We start from the raw sequence: 19,918 nt of genomic DNA, 5'->3' as shown, positions 1-19,918 counted from the left end.
AAATACGCGCCGCAGCTGCGGCGTGGACATGTGCAGGACCAACGTGAGTGGAGGAAGCCGACCGATGGCAGCGTACGCAATCGTCAAGACCGGCGGAAAGCAGTACAAGGTCGCGGTCGGTGACCTGGTGAAGGTCGAGAAGATCGAGGGCGCGCCGGGCACCGCCGTGACGCTGACCCCGGTTCTCGTCGTCGACGGCGCCGATCTGACCACCGACGCCGACAAGCTGGCCAAGATCTCCGTGGCCGCCGAGGTCGTCGATCAGACCAAGGGTCCCAAGATCCGGATCCACAAGTTCAAGAACAAGACCGGCTACCACAAGCGCCAGGGTCACCGTCAGCCGCTGACGGTCATCAAGGTCACCGGCATCAAGTAAGAATTCCCGAGGAGACGAAGCAATGGCACATAAGAAGGGTGCATCCAGCTCCCGGAACGGTCGTGATTCGAACGCCCAGCGCCTCGGCGTGAAGCGCTTCGGTGGCCAGAAGGTCAGCGCGGGCGAGATCCTCGTCCGTCAGCGCGGAACCCACTTCCACCCCGGCGTGAACGTCGGTCGTGGTGGCGACGACACCCTGTTCGCCCTCGCGGCGGGCGCGGTCGAGTTCGGCACCAAGCGTGGCCGCAAGACCGTCAACATCGTTGTCCCGGAGCCGGTCCAGGCCTGACCGCCTGGAGCATCAGCTCCCCACGGACACCAGAGCGGGTCAGGGTTTCTTCCCTGACCCGCTCTGTCGTGTTCGCCCACCCTTACCGAAAATGACCAGTCAGAAGGAGGAGGATCAACCCATGTCCAAATTCATCGACCGCGTCGTGCTGCATGTTCGTGCCGGTAGAGGTGGACACGGTTGCGCCTCGGTGCATCGTGAGAAGTTCAAGCCGCTCGGCGGGCCCGACGGCGGCAATGGCGGCAACGGCGGGGACGTGATCCTCGAAGTCGACGCCAATGTCCACACCCTGCTCGATTTCCATTTCCACCCCAACGCCAAGGCCGGTAACGGCAAGCCGGGCGAGGGCAGTAACCGCGAGGGCAAGAACGGCGCCGACCTGGTGCTGAAGGTGCCCGACGGCACCGTTGTCGTCGATGGCGAGGGCAAGGTCGTCGTCGATCTCGTCGGTATCGGCAACCGGTTCATCATCGCGCGCGGTGGCCGTGGCGGTCTCGGCAATGCCTCGCTGGCGTCCAAGGCGCGCAAGGCGCCCGGTTTCGCGCTGCTCGGGGAAGAGGGCGAAGAGCACGATCTCGTGCTCGAGCTGAAGTCCGTCGCCGATGTCGGCCTGGTCGGCTTCCCCTCGGCGGGCAAGTCGTCGCTGGTGTCGGTGCTGTCCGCCGCCAAGCCCAAGATCGCCGATTACCCGTTCACCACGCTCGTCCCGAACCTCGGCGTCGTGCTCTCCGGTGACACCACCTTCACCGTCGCCGACGTGCCCGGCCTGATCCCCGGGGCCAGCGACGGGCGCGGTCTCGGCCTGGACTTCCTGCGCCACCTGGAACGCTGCGCGGTGCTCGCCCACGTCGTCGACTGCGCGACGCTCGAGCCCGGCCGTGATCCGGTCTCCGATGTCGACGCCCTCGAAGCCGAACTCGCCGCCTACAAGCCCGCCCTGTCAGGTGACGAGAGCCTGGGCGACCTGGCCGACCGGCCGCGCGTGGTGATCCTCAACAAGACCGATGTGCCCGACGCGGCCGAACTGGCCGAGATGGTGTCGGCGGAATTCACCGAGCGTGGCTGGCCGGTGTTCGAGATCTCCGCGGTGAGCCGCGCCGGACTGCGCCCGCTGACCTTCGCGCTGGCCGACATGGTTCGCCAGTATCGCGAAGATCACCCCAAGGCCGCGCCCAAGCGCACCATCATCCGTCCGATCGCGACCGACGAGACCGGTTTCAGTGTCGTCGCCGATCCGCACGAGCCCGGTGGCTTCATCGTGCGCGGTACCCGCCCCGAGCGCTGGATCCGCCAGACCGATTTCAACAACGACGAGGCCGTGGGTTACCTGGCCGACCGGCTGGCTCGCCTCGGTGTCGAAACCGAGCTGGTCAAGCAGGGCGCCGAGCCGGGCTGCCCGGTCACCATCGGCGAGGTCACCTTCGAATGGGAGCCGCAGATCTCGGCGGGTGTCGACATGCAGCCCACCGGCCGCGGTACCGACCTCCGGCTGGAGAACAACGAGCGTGTCGGCGCGGCCGAGCGCAAGCTGGCCTCGCAGGCGCGGCGCGGTCTGCTCGACGAGGACGGCGAACGAAAGAAGTGATCAGGGGGTCGTGCCCGGCGAAATTCGCTGTCGGGCACGACCGATGGATCGGCATACTGCGGTTGGTCACCGGGTGAACCGGGGATCGTCGACATCGATCGTGGTGCAGGGAGTTGTGCGATGCAGGTGGGTTCGGAGCTGAGTGCGGGGCGCGCGGCGATCGTCTCGGCGCGCAGTGTCGTGGTGAAGATCGGTTCGTCGGCGCTGACCAGCCTCGAAGGCGGTCTGGACACCGACCGGCTCGATCTGCTGGCCGATGCCGTCGAGGCGCGGATGCGGGCGGGCTCGGACGTGGTCGTGGTGTCCTCCGGCGCGATCGGGGCCGGGATGGCGCCGCTCGGATTGTCGCGCAGGCCCAAGGATCTGGCGACCAAGCAGGCCGCCGCCAGCGTCGGTCAGCTGGCCCTGGCCCACGCCTGGGGCACCTCCTTCGCCCGCTACGACCGCACCGTCGGCCAGGTGCTGCTCTCGGCCGACGATTTCGCCCGGCGTGAGCATCACCGCAACGCCCAGCGCACCCTCGACCGGTTGCGTTCGCTCGGCGCGGTCGCCGTGGTCAACGAGAACGACACCGTGGCCACCGAGGAGATCCGCTTCGGCGACAACGACCGCCTCGCGGCCCTGGTCGCGCATCTGGTCGGCGCCGACGCGCTGATCCTGCTCTCGGATGTGGCCGGGCTCTACGACGGCGACCCGCGCAAGGGCGCGGCCACCTTCATTCCCGAGGTCCGCGGCAGTGCCGACCTCGACGGCGTCATCGCGGGCAGTGGCGGTGCGCTCGGCACCGGCGGCATGGCCTCCAAACTCTCCGCGGCCCGCCTCGCCGCCGACGCGGGCATCCCCGTCCTGCTGGCCGCCGCCGCCGACGCCGCGACCGCGCTGACCGACGGCACCGTCGGCACCGCTTTCGCCGCCCGCCCGGTCCGCCTGTCCGGCCGCAAGTTCTGGGTCCGCCACGCCGCCGACACCCGCGGCGCTGTCCTGCTCGACGCGGGCGCGGTCGACGCCGTCGCCGAACGCCGCTCCCTGCTCGCCGCGGGCATCACCGGCATCCGCGGCCGCTTCTTCGGCGGTGACGTCGTCGACCTGATCGACTCCGAGGACACGGTGATCGCCCGCGGCGTAATCGAATACGACAGCACCGAGGTCACCGCCATGCTCGGCCGCTCCACCACCGACCTCCCCGAGGGCATGCAGCGCCCGGTCATCCACGCAGACGACCTGGTCAAGGTCTGATCGCAGGGCAGTGCGGCCGACTGGCGAGCGCCGTGCGGACCTGCATACGCCACGCAGATAGGGCGTGCTCACTGCATCCGGTGTTCGGTGGTCGGATGAGCCGAGACCCTCGGCGCTCTGATTCAGATGCCCGTGGATCCGTCGATGCGTTCGCGGAGGAGATCGGCGTGACCGCAGTGGCGGGCGTACTCGGCGATCATGTGGGTGTAGATCCAGCGCAGACTGACCTGGCCGGTCATGAATGGTGTGGCTTCGTCGAGCGTTCGTGCCGCGCAGTTGCGGCGGGCGTGTTCGATCTCGCCGTGCCAGGTGGCCAGAGCGGTGGCGTACGAGGAGGTTTCGGACACCGTGAATCCGCCGTCGTGTCCGGAGGTGTCGGCACCCGGATCGTGAATCGGTGGCGCCGACTCACCGGCGAGCACCCTGCGGAACCAGTTGCGCTCGACTTCGGCCATGTGCTGGACCAGGCCCAACAGGGTCAGCGTCGACGGTGCCGCGGCGGCAGTACGCGGCTGCGCGTCGTCGAGTCCCCGGCACTTCATGGCGAGCGTTGTCCGGTAGAAGTCGAGCCATGCCTCCAGCGTGGTCCGCTCATCGGCGTTCAGCGGCGGCATCGGCCGTTCGGGTGTCGTCACGACACCGATGGTGCCAGCACGGACCGACATCGCCGCGAGCGCGCGGGCCGACAGATCTGCGGTGATCACACGACTTCAGGTCACACGCCTGGATCAGCCCATCGAGGCGACCTCCGCCAGCGCGGACCGACATCGCCCCGCGTGCGCGGCCCGGCCGACCTGCCCACGCTGATCACGCGACGTCAGGTCGCACGTCTGGATCAGCCCATCGAGGCGACCTCCGCCAGCACGGACCGACATCGCCCCGCGTGCGCGGCCCGGCCGACCGCCCACGCTGATCACGCGACGTCAGGTCGCACGTCTGGATCAGCCCATCGAGGCGAACGTCGTCGGCGCGACCCCGGTCATGATGGCGGGATGACGCCCGGCTGATCGAGGTCGGCGGGCGGTGGCGGTGGCGGGGGCGCGGTGGGTGACGGCTCCGCACCGGGGATCGGGCCGGTGACGCCTGGCTGGCCGCCCGGATCGGACATGTCGGGGCCGCCGGGAAAAAGTTGGGGCACTGGTGGATTCGGTGGTACGGGTGGTTCCGGCCGTGCCGGTGGCGCCGGCTGAACCGGTACTTCCGGCTGAACCGGTGGCGCCGGTGCTTCCGGTGTCGGTTGCTCGGACCTCGGCGCGGGCGGTTCCGGACTGGGTGCCGACGGCGGTTCCGTGGGCGCGGGTGGGGCCGGATCCTGTTGTTCCGGTGCGGGTTCCGCAGGCGAGGGTGCTGGCGCCTCGCTGGTGGGGGCGGGCGGCGCGGGGCTTTCGGAGGTCGGCGGCGCGGGAGCATCGCTCGATGGCGGGGCAGTTTCCGGTGCAGGAGTGTTCGGTGCCGGCGCGCCCGGGCTCGGTGGCATCGGAGCTTCGCTCGATGGCGGGGCGGTATCCGGTGCGGGACTGTTCGGTGCCGGCGCGTCCGGTATCGGAGCCTCGCTGGATGGCGCGGGTGTGGCGCGCGGTGGAGTGGTTCCCTGGTCTTGCGGCGCAGGAACTTCGGATGGCGGGGTGGCTTCCGGTGTGGGAGTGCCTGGTTGTGGCGTTGCGTCCCCGCCGGGCGGCGCAGGAGCTTCGCTGGAGGGTGCCGGCTGGGCTGGTTGTTGCCCAGGCGCAGGAGTTGTGCCCGGGCCTGATCCGTTCTCAGGCGCTCCGCCGTCCGGCGAATCGCCCTGTGGCGTACCGGGTTCGACAGCGGCCGAGCCGGGAGCCGGTGCGGCGGAACCATTTCCGTTCGATGACGAACCCGCCGGTGCCGCAGGCGATTCCGACCACTGGGTCCCCGGCTGACCGGGCGGGTCGGGCAGGGCGGGTACCGCGGTTCCGGCCAGCGAATACGCGGGTTTGTAGATCATGTTCATCGCCAGCACCGCCTCCTGGCGCAGCGCCTCGGCCGCCATCTGGGCATCGATGACGTGGGCGGCTTCGAGTAGGCGGGCGATGGTGCCGATCGGTCCGGAGTCGCCGGGCGCGACCACCGCCACCTTCACCGCCTCCGCCGCCGCGGCGACGCCGCCCAGCCGCGCGCCGACCTCGGCGAACACCGCCGCCAGCTCGTCGACGGACGCCGCGAACGCGCGGGTTCCTGCCTGGGCGGCCTCGGCGGCGGCGCCCGTCCACCCGCTCTCCTCGATCAACCGGTCGGCGCCGGACCTGGTCAGCGGCATGGAGGTGGTCAGGGTGGCGGCGGCCTCCAACCAGGTGAGCGAGGCGCCGAGGATCTCGCCCGCGTCGATCTGCTGGGTGCGGGCGTGGATCTGCTCGTGCGGCATGGATTCGAAATGCTCCATCGCACTGATGTAGGTGGGATCGGTTCCGCTCATCGGCGCCTCGGGTCGATCGCGCGCAGCGCGGCGGCGGCGGCGGCGTCGGCCTCCTCGTAGAGACCGGCGCTGAGCAGGAACGACTCCTTCATCCGGTAGGCCGCTTCGATGTAGTGATCGAGCAGCTCGGCCGCGTCGCGGGCCTTGTGCGCGAACCCGGCCTGTAACTGCTGGGCGGAGACGAAGCCGCCGAATCCGCCTGCCTCGGCGGCGGATTCGAGCTCGTGACGCAGCTGCGCGAGTCGATCGGCCTGCTGGTCGTAGAGTTCGGCGCAGCGGCGCGCGGCATCGGGATCGAACTCGAGTGTTCCCGCCGTGGCGGCACTGCGGAACCGGGAGATCTCGGCTCTGCTGCTCTCGATCGTCATCGCGTCTCCCCTCCAGATCATGCGTCGGAGTCCAGGTTAGCCGGACCTTCGGCTGTGCGAACTGTGCGCCGGTGCGAGCCTGCGCTGCAGTTGGGCGGCGAGCTGACCGGTCGACGCGGGCACCACGTGCACGGTCTCCCCGGCACGCAGCAGGTAGCGACCGTCGGCGGCGACGTCGATCCAGCTGTAGTGCACCGGGGCCGGTGGCGCGGTGCGGTCCAGCCCGAATTCGATGCGGATGTGGCCCTCGGCGGTGTGCGGTCGTCGCAGCAGTCGCTGGATGCGCGGCACGGCGGGATGGGTCGCCATGACGGTCTCCTCGTCGCGGACCGCCTCGGCCGCGGCCTCCCGCGCGGGTTCGCGTCCGGGCGGGGTGTCGGGCAGGCAGGCCGCGATCCGCGCGCCGATCCCCGCGCTGTGCCCGATCGAAACCGATACGCTGCCACCGTAATCGGGGCGGGGGCCGGGGGATTGCCGCACGATCACCGCGTGGTCGTAGACCGCGCAGGCCAGCAGCCGGATCTCGCTACCGGGCGTGTGCGCGCCCCCGACGAGCACGATCCTGGCGTGTGGTTCGGCGATGATCCGCAGGCAGGCGGCGAGATCGGGATCGCCGCCGCCGGGTAGTCGCTCGTCGAGGCCCGCGCGTAATCGGGCGGCCTCGTCCTCGGTGTGCGGAGACTCGAGCACCCGGATCGGGAAGGGCATCCGGTCCTGACCCGATTCCCGCCAGACGTGCGCGAATTCGTCAGCCGTGAAGGTCCAACCCATTGCCGATCCCATCCTTACCGAACCAGGACGAGGACAGCCTAACCGCCGTTTCGGATTCCGGCGCGCCGTTCCCGCCCGATGCGTCCGAATGGAATCTTCTTCCGGAAGCCGCCACCAGCGCTAGTAACCGCGGTCGGTGTCGATGATCGCGAGCAGCGGCTGCCCGGCCACGAACCGGGCGATGTTCGCGCCGACGTGATCGGCGAACGCGGCCAGGCGCAGCTGCGGGGGGTTCGAATCGTGCGGGGTGATGATGGCGTTGGGCAGGGTCCACAGGGGGTGTCCGTCGGGCAGCGGCTCGGGATCGGTGACGTCGAGTCCGGCGCCGCCGATCGCGCCGCCGGTCAGCGCGTCGACCAGCGCGTCGGTGTCGATCAGGCTGCCGCGCGCCACATTGATCACCCACGACGAGGGCTTGAGCCGCGCCAGCTCGTCCGCGCCGATGAGATGCCGGGTCTGGGCCGTCGCCGGAGCCGCCACCACCACGTGATCGGTGTGCGACCAGACCCGCCCGAGCTGATCGGCGGGCACGGTCTCCACCTCGTCGGGAATGCCGGGCCCGGTGACCCGCCGACCCGACCGGTTCACCGCGATCACGTGCGCGCCCAGCGGCGCCAGCATCGGGATCAGCGCGCGCCCGATCCCGCCCGCCCCCACGATCGTCACCGTCTTGCCGCGCAGCGACCCGACGTGCGGGAAGAACTCGCGCTGCTGCCAGGAGGTAGCCCGCAGATGCTCGGGCAGATAGCGCACACCGGCCAGCAGCAGCATCAGCGCGTGTTCAGCCACGCTGTGGGAGAACGCGCCCGCCGCGGAGGTGAACTCGATGTCGGGGTGAGCGGCGAAGACCCCGGCGGCGAAGAAGTCCTCGATCCCGGCGGCGGGCAGCTGCACCCAGCGCACCGACGGGGGGAGCGTGGCGGGGAAGTCGCCGGGCTTGCCGGTCCAGATCAGCGCCTCGGCGTCGGCGAGCTCACCGACCTTCGCGCCTGCGTCGACGACCGCCCGCTCGAGCAGGCGGGATGCGGCCTGGTCGGGACCGATCGCGATCGTGGTCGCGGATTCGGGCACGGGGTCCTCCTGGATTGATCGGTGATGCCGCGGGTGCGGGCCGGGCTGTGTGCTCGGCGCCGACGCCGCGTCGTCGTGGCGTCGAGCTCCGATTCTTCCCTCTCGTCGCCGACCGCGTCGGCCCACCCTCGCGTCTGCTCACGATTCGTCGAGATCGACCGGCTCGTCGACGCCGTGCCGATCGGCCAATTCCAGCAGCGCCGCGATGTCGAAGACGGCCTCGTCCATGCCGGCCTGCAGGTCACCGAGCTCGCGGTAGCGCGCGGGGACGGTCTCGATGGTGAAATCGCGCGGATGGATGTCGTCGATCTCGGTCCAGCGCACCGGGGTCGACACCGTCGCCGCGGGCACTCCGCGCACGGAGTAGGCGGCGGCGATGGTGTGATCGCGCGCGTTCTGGTTGTAGTCGACGAACAGCTGCGCCGGATCGCGGTCGCGCCGCCACCACTCGGTGGTCACGTCCTCGGGCGCTCGCCGCCGCACCTCCTGGGCGAAGGCGAGCGCGGCCCGGCGCACCTGGCTGAACCCGTATTCCGGCGCGATCCGGACGTAGACGTGCATTCCCGACCCACCGGAGGTCTTCGGCCAGCCGACAGCGCCGAGCTCGTCGAGCACCTCGTGCACCACCCCGGCGACCCGCTGCACCCGCGACCACGGGCAGTCCGGCATGGGGTCGAGGTCGATGCGCCACTCGTCGGGCGATTCGGTGTCGCTCGCGCGGGAGTTCCACGGATGGAACTCGACGGTGGACATCTGGACGGCCCAGATCACGTCGGCGAGTTCGTGGACGCACAGTTCGTCGGCGTGGCGGCCGTAGCGCGGGAAGTACACGCGCACGGTCGGGATCCAGTCCGGCGCGCCGGCGGGCAGCCGCTTCTGGTGGACCTTGCCGCCGGGCAGGCCCTTCGGGAACCGGTGCAGCATGCAGGGCCGGTCGCGCAGCGCGTTGACGATCCCGTCGCCCACGCTCAGGTAGTAGCGCGCCAGATCCAGCTTCGTCACGCCGAGCTCGGGAAAGTACACCCGGTCCGGATTGCTGACCCGCACCGTGTGCTCACCCACCGGCAGTTCGACAGCCGGAGTCGCAGACTTGGCCACCTGCGCAACGATAGTCGAGCGGGTCCGCCCCCTGCTGGTAGCGGACCCGATCGGCTACATCTCGTACACGCCGAAGGCCCGGTTCTGGATACACATCGGCATCACGTCGACCCGGGTCCAATTGAACTGGGCGGCCGCCTCCACCGCCGGCTGCTGGTCCATGCAGACCGAGACGGTGCCGGGCAGGGTCAGCGGGTTGAACACCGCGAGCGGGATGCCCGCGTGGATGTTGCTGTAGAGGCCGCCGCTGAAGCACAGCGGCGTGATCGCGATGCCGTGGCGGGCGCTTTCCCGGTCGGCGGCGGCCTGGGCGCCGGGGACCCCCGAGCAGTCGAGTGGGTTCTCCGGCAGGGCCTGGGCGGGGGTGGTGACGAGGGTGAATCCGGCCGCACAGCCCACGGCAACAGCCATCAGGGTTCGAGCAAACGTGGTCCTGGTCATAGCCGCATTGAAGCACTGGTGGCGCGTTGCACACACCATCGGCGCGGCGTGTCGAGCCGGGCTCAGCGTGGGACGGCCTCGAGGACGCAGTCCGGGGCCGCCGTCGCGACGGTTCTGGTGAGGGTGAATCCGCCGCGTGCGAGCAGGTCGCGGAACTGTGCCTCGGTGCGTTCGCGGCCCGCGGTGTTCACCAGCATCTCCAGGTCGATGACCTTGCCCGGGTGCGGACGGTGGTGACCGGGCAGGACCAATTCGATCACCAGCAGCACCGCGGCGGGGTCCATGGCGGCGCGCAGCGTCCGCAGGATCTGCACGGCCTGGTCCTCGGACCAGTCGTGCAGGACGTGTTTGAGCAGGTAGGCGTCACCACCGGTGGGCACCGACTCGAAGAACGAACCGGCCGTCGCCGTACAGCGCTGCGCCAGACCGGACGCGGTGAGGTCGGCGGCCAGCTCGTCCACCACGCTCGGCAGGTCGAACACGATGCCCGTCGCCGCCGGATTCCGGGTCAGGATCTCGAGGAGCAGGCTGCCACGTCCGCCGCCCACATCGACGAAGCTGCCGAACCGGCCGAAGTCGTAGGCGGCGAGCAGCGGTGCGACCGACAGTGTGCTGATACTGGTCATCGCCTTGTCGAACAGATCGCCGAGCTCCCGGTGTTCGGCGGCGTACTCGAAGAAGTCCGCGCCGTCGAGGTCGCGGCCGACCGAGCGGCCGGTGCGGACCGCGTCGGTGAGATGGGTCCAGTGGTTGCGATGGAACGGCGATCCGTAGAACAGGAACAGATCACGCAGGGTCACCTCGGCGTCGCGGCGCAGTGCCTGGCTCATCGCGGTGAGTGCGTACGCGCCGTCGCGGCGCTGGGCGAACACCCCGAAACTCACCAGCAGCCGCATCAACCTGTCCACGCCGTCCGCGTCGGCGCCGACCGCGCGGGCCAGCTCGGCGGGTCGACGTGGGCCCTCAACGAGCGCATCGGCGATGCCGAGTTCGGCGGCGGCGCTGATGGATTGGGAGAGGAATCCGGCGACCTGCATTTCGAGCAGGGCGAGATGACCGGGAACGAGCTTGCGGTGCAGGACGGTGAGTGCGTCACGTACCCGCTGGATCACCCTGATCACGGGCAGCGGGGGAATCCACGGTGCGGCGGACGCCATGACGACTCCATCGATTGACCGGTAGACCAGTGCGTAGGCACCGAGCGTACTGGATCACGGGGAAGGTGACAGTCGGCGCTGTGTGCTCCGCGCGGCGTCGCCACCGGGTCGGTGGATAACGCTCGACGCCGCCCGGGGCGGGCCGCCTCGGCCGATCGCGGTTCCGAGATCGCTTGTGCCCGTGGCGATGCGGGAGGTCGGGGATCGCGGACACAGTGCGGCGGGGCAACACGATCCACCGATCAGGTCGGTGTGGCCAGGGCGAAGGGGAGCACAGCGTCGGCACCGCTGCGGCGCAGGGCGTGTGCGGCGACGGTGAGGGTCCAACCGGTGTCGGTGCGGGCGTCGACGAGCAGGATCGGGCCCTCGACGGCGGTCAGGTCGGGAACCTCCCACGAGTCGAACAGCCCGGCGACCCGGTGCGCCGAGTTCGCGGCCGACACCGGTGGTCGGTCGGGCCTGGTGTGCAGGGTGCCCAGGTGCTCGAGGCGACCGATCTGGGCGAGCCGTCGCGACAGACTCTCGGTGAGCTGCGGGTGGCTGGGCGAGTCCATCGCCAGCACCGAGCGCGGGCGCTGCGCCCAGTCCCAATCGCGCAGCACCGCGATACACGCGTCGAAGACGGCGTCGGGTACGGGCGCGTCGGGTGCGTCGAGCAGGGCGCGCAGCCGCTGCCCCCAGCCGAGATCGGTGAGCCTGCCGAGTACTCGACCGGTCTCGGGGCCCTCGGAGATCTTGCCGGACAACGGAACTCCGAGCTTGGCCATGCCGCTGGGCCACTGTTTGCGCGGGGCGAGGTCGAGGCCTGGGCGGTCCAGGCGCGCGCGGGTGGCGCTGACGGCGGCCTCGTCGACGGTGGTGTCGGGACGGACGCCGGTGCAGTTGTCGCAGCGCCCGCAATCCGGCGTGGTGGCGTCGAGCGCGCCGAGGCCGGGGTCGTCGAGTTGGCGGCGCAGGAACGTCATCCGGCAGGAGCTGGTCGACTGGTAGTCGATCATCGCCTGCTGTTCGGCATCGCGCGCCGCGGCCAGCCGCTCGTAGCGTTCGGTGTCGTAGACCCACGGCTGCCCGGTGGACAACCAGCCGCCGCGCACCCGCCGCACCGCGCCGTCCACGTCGAGCACCTTGAGCACCATCTCGAGCCGCGACCGGTTCAGCTCGACCAGCGGTTCGAGCGCCACCGTCGACATCGGCCGGTCGGTGTCGAGCGCCGCGAGCACCGCGCGCACGATGTGCTCGCGCGGGAACGCCACCGAGGCGAAGTAACTCCAGATCCGTGCGTCCTCGGGTCCGGGCAGCAGCACCACCTCGGCCCGATCGGTGCCACGACCCGCACGGCCGACCTGCTGGTAGTAGGCGATCGGCGAGGACGGGGCGCCGACGTGCACGACGAACCCCAGATCGGGCTTGTCGAAACCCATCCCGAGTGCCGAGGTCGCGATCAGCGCCTTGACCTCGTTGTTCAGCAGCGCGCCTTCGAGTACTTCGCGTTCGGCCGGATCGGACTGCCCGGTGTAGGCGGCGACGGTGTGACCGTGGGAGTTCAGCACGTCGGCCAGGTCGTTGGCGGCGGCGACGGTGAGGCAGTAGATGATGCCCGAACCGGGGAGCCGATGGAGCTGCGCGCCGAGCCAGGCCGTGCGCTGCACCGCGTCCTCGAACCGCACCACCGACAGATGCAGCGACTCCCGGTCCAGGGTTCCGCGCAGGACCAGGGTGTCGGTGCCGATCTGCCCGGCGACATCGGTGACCACCCGGTCGTTGGCGGTGGCGGTGGTCGCCAGTACCGGCACGTCCGAACCGAGGTCGGCGATCAGGGTGCGGATGCGGCGGTAGTCGGGCCGGAAGTCGTGGCCCCAGTCCGAGACGCAGTGCGCCTCGTCGATGACGACCAGTCCGGCATCGGCGGCCAGCCGCGGCAGCACCTGATCGCGGAAGTCGGGGTTGTTCAACCGTTCCGGGCTCACCAGCAGCACGTCGACCGCGCCGTCGGCGACCCGCTGATGGATCTCGTCCCATTCGGTGACATTGCCCGAGTTGATCGTGGCCGCCACCACCCCGGCCCGTTCGGCCGCGGCCACCTGGTTGCGCATCAGCGCCAGCAGCGGCGACACGATCACCGTGGGCCCCCGCCCGGCGCCGCGCAGCAGCTTGGCCGCGATGAAGTACACCGCCGACTTGCCCCAGCCGGTCCGCTGCACCACCAGCGCCCGCCTGCGCCGCACCACCAGCGCCTCGATCGCCGTCCACTGGTCCTCCCGCAGCCGCGCGTCCGGTCCGGCGAGCTCTCGGAGCAGCTCCTCGGCGCGTTCGCGCAGGTCGGGAGCAGTCAGGTCGAGCACGTCGTTGCCTGCGGCTGAGGTCATGGTGGCCATGGTGCCAGCGCCCACCGACAGGTCCGATGGGCAGTACAGAACCCCGCCGCGGCCGCGCGGATGACGATCAGGGATTCGGGCGGCGAAAACCCGCCTGGGCGAGGACAATAGGGGAGATGCCGGATATCCGGTCGGGGAGCAGGAGACCAGCGATGGCGAACAGGTTCGATTCACCAGCGGGCTGGACTCCGCCGGGTTCGCAGTTCCAGTCCAGTTCCACGGTGTCACGCACCCTGATCGGCGCGTTCCTCGCCCTGGTGGTGACGCCGATCGGGATGGCGCTGGCGGCGCACGGCGCGCTGGCCACCAGTCGCTGGGTGATCCTGGGTGACGCCGCCGACCGATTCGGGTCCAGCCTGCAGGTCATCGGTGGCGCGCTGCTGCTCCTGCTGGTCAGCGCGCTGGCCGGCTACACCCCGGTCGCGACGATCCTGGCCGGACTGGTGTGGGGCGTGCTGCCCGGCCTGATCTACTTCGTCTCACCGGAGAGCATCTGGCGATTGGTGGGCGATCTGCCGCTGATGACCGACGAGCTGCACGTCGCGCTCAACGCGTGGATCACCAGCGGCTTCACCTTCGTCGCCGGGCTGCTGCTCGTCGGCGCGGGGGTGGCGGGCACCCTGCGCCGACGATGAGTCAGCCCTTCACGCACAGCACCTGACGCAGCGTCGCGACCACGTCGACCAGATCCGACTGCGCCGCGATCACCTCGTCGATGTCCTTGTACGCGGCCGGGATCTCGTCGACCACACCCGCGTCCTTGCGCGACTCCACGCCCTCGGTCTGGGCTACCAGATCCGCGACGGTGTACTGCTTCTTGGCCGCGGTCCGGCTCAGCCGCCGGCCCGCGCCGTGCGAGGCCGACTGGAACGAGGCCGGATTTCCCTTGCCCCGCACCACATACGAGCGCGTCCCCATCGATCCCGGGATCAGTGCGAGATCGCCCGCGCCCGCCCGCACCGCGCCCTTGCGGGTCACCAGCATCGGCACGTCGTCGATGATCTCCTCGGCCACGTAGTTGTGGTGACACGAGATCGGCTCCTCGAAACGCACCTCGCGGTCGGCGAACTCCTCGCGCACCGCCCGGCACACCAGCGCCAGCATCACCGCGCGATTGCGCGCGGCGTACTCCTGCGCCCAGGTCAGGTCACGCCGGTAGGCCGCCATCTCCGGTGTCCCGGCCAGGAACACGGCCAGATCACGATCGGGCAGCGACTGGTTGTGCGGCAGCGCCCGCGCCACCGCCATGTGCCGCTCGGCCAGTTCCTTGCCGATGTTGCGGGAGCCGGAGTGCAGCAGGATCCACACGGCGTCGTCCTGATCGAGGCAGACCTCGATGAAGTGGTTGCCGCCGCCGAGCGAGCCGATCTGCTTGTGCGCCTTGGACTCCAGCGACGACACACCGGGGTGCAGGTCGCCGAACGTGCGCCAGAACTGTTCCCAGCCCTTGGTCCGCGCCGACTGCCCGTGCGAACCGGCGTGCAGCGCGGTGACATTCACGGCATTGCGGTGCGCGTTGAACCCGACCGGCACGGCCTGCTCGATCCGCGAGCGCAACGACCGCAGGTCATCGGGCAGATCCGAGGCGGTCAACCCGGTCTTCACGCTCTCCATCCCACACCCGATGTCGACTCCGACCGCGGCGGGCGCGACCGCGTCCCGCATGGCGATGACCGAGCCCACCGTCGCGCCTTTGCCCAGGTGCACATCGGGCATCACGCGCAGTCCGTGCACCCATTCCAGGTCCGCGATATTGCGGAGCTGGCGCAGCGCCGACTGCTCGATCTCGTGCTCGTTGGCCCACATGAGCGTCTGCGCCCTGGTACCGCGCAGCTCGACGGGAAACATGATTCGGTCCTCTCCTGGATGAGTCACCAACGGTAGGGAACCGCGGAGGACGACGCATCCGAATATCGGCAGGGGCGGCTGCCGACGTGCGCCGCAACGTGGGGAAACGAGGCGCGGGAACAGTTTCCGAGGCCGGGCCGAACGGCCAGTGGGGGCGTTCGCCGAGCGCGAGTTCGTGCGGTCGATTCAGCTCAACGCGGCCGCGATCCGTGCGCGCTCGGGGATCGATGAACTGGCGCCCAGCGTGGTCGTGGCGACAGCACCGGCGGCGTTCGCCCAGTTCAGCGTGAATTCCGGGCCCCGGAACCAGGTCGCGACAAGTGCACCGGTGAACGCGTCGCCCGCGCCGGTCGTATCGACCACGTCCACAGCCAGCGCCGCGACGGACAGCTCGGTTCCATCGGTGCCGCGGTAGGTCGCCCCGTCACCGCCCAACGTGCGCACCACGTGCGCCACCTGCGTCAGCTCGGCCGAATACTGCTCGGACTCCAGGGAATTCACGATCGCGAGGTCGACGGCGGCCCACAGCTCGGCGGGGAGCGGATGGACCGGCGACGGGTTCAGCGCGACGATCGTGCCCGCCGCGCGGGCGTGCCGGGCGGCGGCGGTGACGGTTTCGATCGGGATCTCCAACTGGCACAGCAGGATGTCGGCCTCGGCGATCGCGGCGAGTTCCTCGCCGGTCAGGTCGCGCACTCGCCCGTTCGCGCCCGGCACCACGATGATGCTGTTCTCGCCGGTCGCGTCGACGACGATCGTGGCCACCCCGCTCGCCCCGTCGAGCACCCGCAGGAGTGTGGTGTCGACACCGGCGTCGGCCAGGGTGGCCCGCAGCGTGGCTCCGAAGGCATCGTCGCCGATCGCGCCGAGGAACCGCACCCGCGCGCCCGAGCGTGCCGCCGCGATCGCCTGGTTGGCGCCTTTGCCGCCGGGCACGGTCGTGAAGCCGGAACCGAGCACGGTCTCACCCGGTGTCGGCCGACGCTGCGTGCTCGTCACCAGATCCATGTTGATGCTGCCGAGGACAACGACGGCAGGTCCGGCGGAGTTGTCCATGGAGCCAACTTAGCGGCGCGGGCGTCCTTGCCGTCGTTTCCGGCGATCATCCGCTGGTGGCACTGTCGGGCCCGCCGATCACTGCCGCCGACGTGTCGGCCAGGACCTCGCCCCGCCGAGCCGACCCCGCGCGGTGTGGCCTGTGAGCAACCTCCGCGGCGGGCACAAACCCTGTGGACAACTCGATCCCGCCGCCGGTCGGGGCCGCTTTACAGTGTCCGGGTGGCGTCGAGCGGGGGAGCCGGACTGCGTACGCTGATACCCATGACGGTAGAAGTGACCCCCGAGCTCGACATCCGCGCCGCGGTGCACGACGCCGCCCGCAGGGCTCGCGTCGCGTCCCGTGTGCTGGCTCAGCTGACCACGGCGCAGAAGAACGAGGCCCTGCACGCGGCGGCCGATGCCCTGCTCGCCGCCGCCGATCGCGTCCTCGCGGCCAATGCCGCCGATATCGCGACCGCGCAGGCCGCCGGCACCGAGGAGAACCTGCTCGACCGGCTGCGCCTGACCAAGGCGCGCATCGACGGCATCGCCTCGGGTCTGCGCCAGGTCGCGGGCCTGCCCGATCCGGTCGGCGTGGTCGTGCGCGGTTCCACGCTGCCCAACGGGCTCGAGATCCGGCAGACGCGGGTGCCGCTGGGCGTGGTCGGCATGGTCTACGAGGCCCGCCCAAATGTCACCGTCGACGCGTTCGGCCTCGCGCTCAAGTCCGGCAACGCGGCCCTGCTGCGCGGCTCGTCCTCGGCGGCGAACTCCAATGCCGCCCTGGTCGAGGTGCTGCGCGAAGCCCTTGTCGCCCAGCAGATCCCGGCCGACGCGGTGCAACTGCTGCCCAGTCACGACCGTGCCAGCGTCACCCACCTGATCCAGGCTCGCGGCCTGGTCGACGTGGTGATCCCGCGCGGCGGTGCAGGCCTGATCAACGCCGTCGTGCGCGACGCGCAGGTGCCCACCATCGAGACCGGCACCGGCAACTGCCACGTCTACGTGCACGCCGCCGCCGATCTCGACATGGCAGAGGCCATCGTCCTCAACGCCAAGACCCGCCGTCCCAGCGTCTGCAACGCCGCCGAGACCGTGCTCATCGATGCCTCGGTCGCCGAGACCGCGCTGCCGCGCCTGAGCAAGGCGCTCGAGGACGCGGGCGTCACCATCCACGGCGACCTGCCCGGTCAGGTGCCCGCCACCGATGCCGACTGGGGTGAGGAGTACCTCACCATGGACATCGCGCTCAAGGTCGTCGACGGTATCGACGCCGCCGTCGAGCACATCAACACCTGGGGCACCGGCCACACCGAGGCCATCGTGACCGCCGATCTGGCCGCGGCCCGCGAGTTCACCAGCCGGGTCGACGCCGCGGCGGTCATGGTCAACGCGTCCACCGCGTTCACCGACGGCGAGCAGTTCGGCTTCGGCGCCGAGATCGGCATCTCCACCCAGAAGCTGCACGCCCGCGGCCCGATGGCACTGCCCGAACTCACCTCCACCAAGTGGATCGTGTGGGGCGACGGCCAGACTCGGCCGGTGTAGTCGTGACCCTGGTACAGGAACCGATCTTCAGCACCGTCGACGAGGTCGTCGACCGGCTCGCCGCCACCGGCTACCTCGCCGACAAGGCCACCGCCACCTCCGTCTTCCTCGCCGACCGGCTGGGTAAACCGCTGCTCATCGAGGGCCCGGCGGGGGTCGGCAAGACCGAGTTGTCGCGGGCCGTCGCCCAGGTCGCCGGGGCCGAACTGGTCCGGCTGCAGTGCTACGAGGGTGTCGACGAGGCCCGCGCGCTCTACGAGTGGAACCACGCCAAGCAGATCCTGCGGATCCAGGCGTCGAGCGAGAACGACTGGGCCGAAACCAAAGCCGATGTCTTCACCGAGGAGTTCCTGCTCTCGCGGCCGCTGCTCACCGCCATCCGCCGCACCGAGCCGACGGTCCTGCTGATCGACGAGACCGACAAGGCCGATGTCGAGATCGAGGGCCTGCTGCTCGAGGTGCTCAGCGATTTCGCGGTGACCGTGCCGGAGCTGGGCACCATCACCGCCACGCGCAAACCGTTCGTCGTGCTCACCTCGAACGCCACCCGCGAGCTGTCCGAGGCGCTCAAGCGGCGCTGCCTGTACCTGCACCTCGATTTCCCCGACGAGGAGCTCGAGCGCCGCATTCTGGCCAGCCGGGTGCCCGAGCTGTCCACCGCGGTGGCCGAGCAGCTGGTGCGGATCGTGCACGTACTGCGCGGAATGCAGCTCAAGAAGCTGCCCTCGGTGGCCGAATCGATCGACTGGGGCAACACCCTGCTCGCGCTCGGCGCCGAGGACCTCGACGACGCCACCGTGCGGGCCACGCTCGGGGTGGTGCTCAAACACCGCAGCGATCACCAGCGCGCGCTGGCCGAGCTGAAACTCGCCTGAACATGACCGCGCCCGCGCCGCACGGACTCGGCGGCCATGTCGCCGGGTTCGTCACGGCGTTGCGGGCCCGTGGTGTGCCGGTGGGGCCGTCGGAAACCGTCGACGCGGGCCGGGTGCTCACCGTCCTCGATCTGCTCGACCGGGAGGCCGTCCGCGAGGGCCTGGCCTGCGCGCTGCTGCGCCGTCCCACCCACCGCGCCACCTTCGACGGCCTGTTCGACCTGTGGTTCCCGGTCGCGGTGGGCGAGCGCAGTGCCGACGCACTCGATCTGCCCCGCACCCCCGAGGGTGAGATCGATCTGCCCGCCCTGCGCGAACAGCTCGCCGAACTGCTCGCCGGTCAGGACACCGACGCGCAGATCCAGCTGCTGGCCGGACAGGTGGTCGAGCAGCTCGGGCAGTACCAGTCCGCGCGCGGCCCCTCGTTCTCCGCCTATCAGGCGCTCAAGGATCTCGCGCCGCAGAGCTTGCTGGCGCGCGTGCTGGCGGGGCTCGCCCTGCCGCCGGATGCGAGCGAGCGCGATACCGAGGTCGCCCGCCGTGTCGCCAGGGAACGCATCGCCGGATTCCGGGCGAGCGTGGAAGCCGAGACCAACCGTCGGGTCGCCGAGCAGATCGGGCGCGAGCGCGTCGCCACCTACGGCGTCGCCCGCCAGGCCGAGGATGCCGACTTCCTGCGCGCCTCCGAACGCGAACTCGTCGAGCTGCGGCGCGGCACCCAGCGCCTGGCCCGCATCCTCGCCTCCCGACTGGCGGTGCGGCGCAGGCGCTCCCGCCGGGGCGAGATCGACCTGCGGAAGACACTGCGCGCCTCGATGTCGACCGGCGGCGTACCGATCGACCTGGTGAACCGCAAGCCACGCCCCGGCCGCCCGGAACTGGTGCTGCTGTGCGACATCTCGGGTTCGGTGGCCGGATTCAGCAACTTCACCCTGCTGCTGGTGAGCGCGCTGCGCGAGCAGTTCTCCCGGGTGCGCATCTTCGCCTTCGTCGACCGCACCGACGAGGTCACCGGCTTCTTCGAGCCGCACGCCGGGCTCGACGACGTGCTCACCAGGATCTTCACCGAATCACGCATCATCGATGCCGACGGCCACTCCGACTACGGCCAGGCACTGACCACCTTCGCCGACCATTTCGGCGAGGCCGTCACCAGCCGCAGTTCCCTGCTGATCCTCGGCGACGGCCGCACCAACTATCGCAATCCTCGGCTCGACACGCTGCGCGAGCTGGTCGGCACCGCCCGGCACGCGCACTGGCTCAATCCGGAGCCGAAAAACCTGTGGGGGACCGGTGATTCGGCCGCCCGCGACTACGGCGAGGTGATCGAGATGCACGAATGCCGCTCGGCCCGCCAGCTGACCGAGGTCGTCTCCCGGCTGTTGCCCGTGTGAAGGAGTTGGTG

19 protein-coding genes are annotated in these 19,918 nt (G+C 70.3%); 9 read left to right on the top strand and 10 right to left on the bottom strand.

All coding sequences use genetic code 11. The features are described 5' to 3' along the window. The first annotated feature begins 64 nt into the window (after positions 1-64). The 4 genes from rplU (at position 65) to proB (ending at position 3,486) form a co-directional block, all read left to right on the top strand. The gene (rplU, locus tag ACFVVM_RS25315; RefSeq protein ID WP_387622881.1) at positions 65-376 is read left to right on the top strand and encodes a 50S ribosomal protein L21; all 312 of its coding nucleotides are present in this window, start codon (positions 65-67) and stop codon (positions 374-376) included. Positions 377-398: 22 nt separating this feature from the next. Then, complete coding sequence (gene rpmA, locus ACFVVM_RS25310) at positions 399-665, top strand: 50S ribosomal protein L27 (protein ID WP_067486232.1); 267 nt, start codon at positions 399-401, stop codon at positions 663-665. Between the two features lie 121 nt (positions 666-786). Further along, positions 787-2,250 (top strand): GTPase ObgE, encoded by a 1,464-nt coding sequence (gene obgE, locus ACFVVM_RS25305; protein WP_387622878.1) that lies wholly within the window; start codon positions 787-789, stop codon positions 2,248-2,250. A gap of 138 nt (positions 2,251-2,388) precedes the next feature. Beyond that, positions 2,389-3,486: a glutamate 5-kinase gene (gene proB, locus ACFVVM_RS25300; protein WP_387623487.1), complete on the top strand. Its 1,098-nt coding sequence runs from the start codon at positions 2,389-2,391 to the stop codon at positions 3,484-3,486. Between the two features lie 122 nt (positions 3,487-3,608). On the opposite strand, the gene ACFVVM_RS25295 is transcribed toward proB, so the two are convergent. Beyond that, positions 3,609-4,121 carry a DinB family protein gene (locus ACFVVM_RS25295; RefSeq protein ID WP_387622875.1) on the bottom strand — a complete coding sequence of 171 codons (513 nt, stop codon included), beginning with the start codon at positions 4,119-4,121 and terminating at the stop codon, positions 3,609-3,611. Positions 4,122-5,453: 1,332 nt separating this feature from the next. On the opposite strand from ACFVVM_RS25295, the gene ACFVVM_RS25290 reads away from it, so the two are divergent. After that, a complete protein-coding gene (locus ACFVVM_RS25290) occupies positions 5,454-5,903 on the top strand; it encodes a hypothetical protein (protein WP_387622872.1) in 450 nt (149 codons plus the stop codon). Between the two features lie 16 nt (positions 5,904-5,919). Here the strand turns inward: ACFVVM_RS25290 and ACFVVM_RS25285 are convergent, their stop codons facing one another. The 7 genes from ACFVVM_RS25285 to ACFVVM_RS25255 form a co-directional block, all read right to left on the bottom strand. Then, complete coding sequence (locus tag ACFVVM_RS25285; protein ID WP_387622870.1) at positions 5,920-6,291, bottom strand: hypothetical protein; 372 nt, start codon at positions 6,289-6,291, stop codon at positions 5,920-5,922. Positions 6,292-6,327: 36 nt separating this feature from the next. Then, positions 6,328-7,062 (bottom strand): ESX secretion-associated protein EspG, encoded by a 735-nt coding sequence (locus tag ACFVVM_RS25280; protein WP_387622867.1) that lies wholly within the window; start codon positions 7,060-7,062, stop codon positions 6,328-6,330. A gap of 120 nt (positions 7,063-7,182) precedes the next feature. Beyond that, positions 7,183-8,133, bottom strand: coding sequence for a D-isomer specific 2-hydroxyacid dehydrogenase family protein (locus ACFVVM_RS25275; RefSeq protein ID WP_387622864.1), 951 nt, complete (start codon positions 8,131-8,133; stop codon positions 7,183-7,185). Between the two features lie 138 nt (positions 8,134-8,271). Next, complete coding sequence (ligD, locus tag ACFVVM_RS25270) at positions 8,272-9,231, bottom strand: non-homologous end-joining DNA ligase (RefSeq protein ID WP_387622861.1); 960 nt, start codon at positions 9,229-9,231, stop codon at positions 8,272-8,274. A 54-nt stretch (positions 9,232-9,285) separates the two neighbouring features. Continuing rightward, positions 9,286-9,672, bottom strand: coding sequence for a hypothetical protein (locus ACFVVM_RS25265; RefSeq protein ID WP_387622858.1), 387 nt, complete (start codon positions 9,670-9,672; stop codon positions 9,286-9,288). A 62-nt stretch (positions 9,673-9,734) separates the two neighbouring features. After that, a complete protein-coding gene (locus tag ACFVVM_RS25260) occupies positions 9,735-10,829 on the bottom strand; it encodes a methyltransferase (protein ID WP_387622856.1) in 1,095 nt (364 codons plus the stop codon). Positions 10,830-11,071: 242 nt separating this feature from the next. Then, complete coding sequence (locus ACFVVM_RS25255; RefSeq protein ID WP_387622853.1) at positions 11,072-13,195, bottom strand: RecQ family ATP-dependent DNA helicase; 2,124 nt, start codon at positions 13,193-13,195, stop codon at positions 11,072-11,074. Between the two features lie 161 nt (positions 13,196-13,356). On the opposite strand from ACFVVM_RS25255, the gene ACFVVM_RS25250 reads away from it, so the two are divergent. Then, positions 13,357-13,839: a hypothetical protein gene (locus ACFVVM_RS25250; protein WP_387622851.1), complete on the top strand. Its 483-nt coding sequence runs from the start codon at positions 13,357-13,359 to the stop codon at positions 13,837-13,839. Position 13,840: 1 nt separating this feature from the next. Here the strand turns inward: ACFVVM_RS25250 and ACFVVM_RS25245 are convergent, their stop codons facing one another. Then, on the bottom strand, positions 13,841-15,052 hold the full coding sequence (locus tag ACFVVM_RS25245) for an RtcB family protein (RefSeq protein WP_387622849.1): 1,212 nt from the start codon (positions 15,050-15,052) through the stop codon (positions 13,841-13,843). A gap of 186 nt (positions 15,053-15,238) precedes the next feature. Beyond that, positions 15,239-16,108: a ribokinase gene (locus ACFVVM_RS25240; RefSeq protein WP_387622847.1), complete on the bottom strand. Its 870-nt coding sequence runs from the start codon at positions 16,106-16,108 to the stop codon at positions 15,239-15,241. A gap of 264 nt (positions 16,109-16,372) precedes the next feature. Here ACFVVM_RS25240 and ACFVVM_RS25235 point away from each other — a divergent pair, with 264 nt between their 5' ends. The 3 genes from ACFVVM_RS25235 to ACFVVM_RS25225 are packed head-to-tail and all read left to right on the top strand — an operon-like array spanning position 16,373 to position 19,907. Then, a complete protein-coding gene (locus tag ACFVVM_RS25235; protein WP_387622844.1) occupies positions 16,373-17,638 on the top strand; it encodes a glutamate-5-semialdehyde dehydrogenase in 1,266 nt (421 codons plus the stop codon). A gap of 2 nt (positions 17,639-17,640) precedes the next feature. Beyond that, positions 17,641-18,513: an AAA family ATPase gene (locus ACFVVM_RS25230; protein WP_387622842.1), complete on the top strand. Its 873-nt coding sequence runs from the start codon at positions 17,641-17,643 to the stop codon at positions 18,511-18,513. A 2-nt stretch (positions 18,514-18,515) separates the two neighbouring features. Next, positions 18,516-19,907, top strand: coding sequence for a VWA domain-containing protein (locus ACFVVM_RS25225; protein ID WP_387622839.1), 1,392 nt, complete (start codon positions 18,516-18,518; stop codon positions 19,905-19,907). The last annotated feature ends 11 nt before the right edge of the window (positions 19,908-19,918 follow it).

This window comes from Nocardia sp. NPDC058176, from assembly GCF_042883805.1.
Lineage (GTDB): Bacteria > Actinomycetota > Actinomycetes > Mycobacteriales > Mycobacteriaceae > Nocardia.
This window is presented reverse-complemented; position numbering and strand designations above follow the sequence as displayed.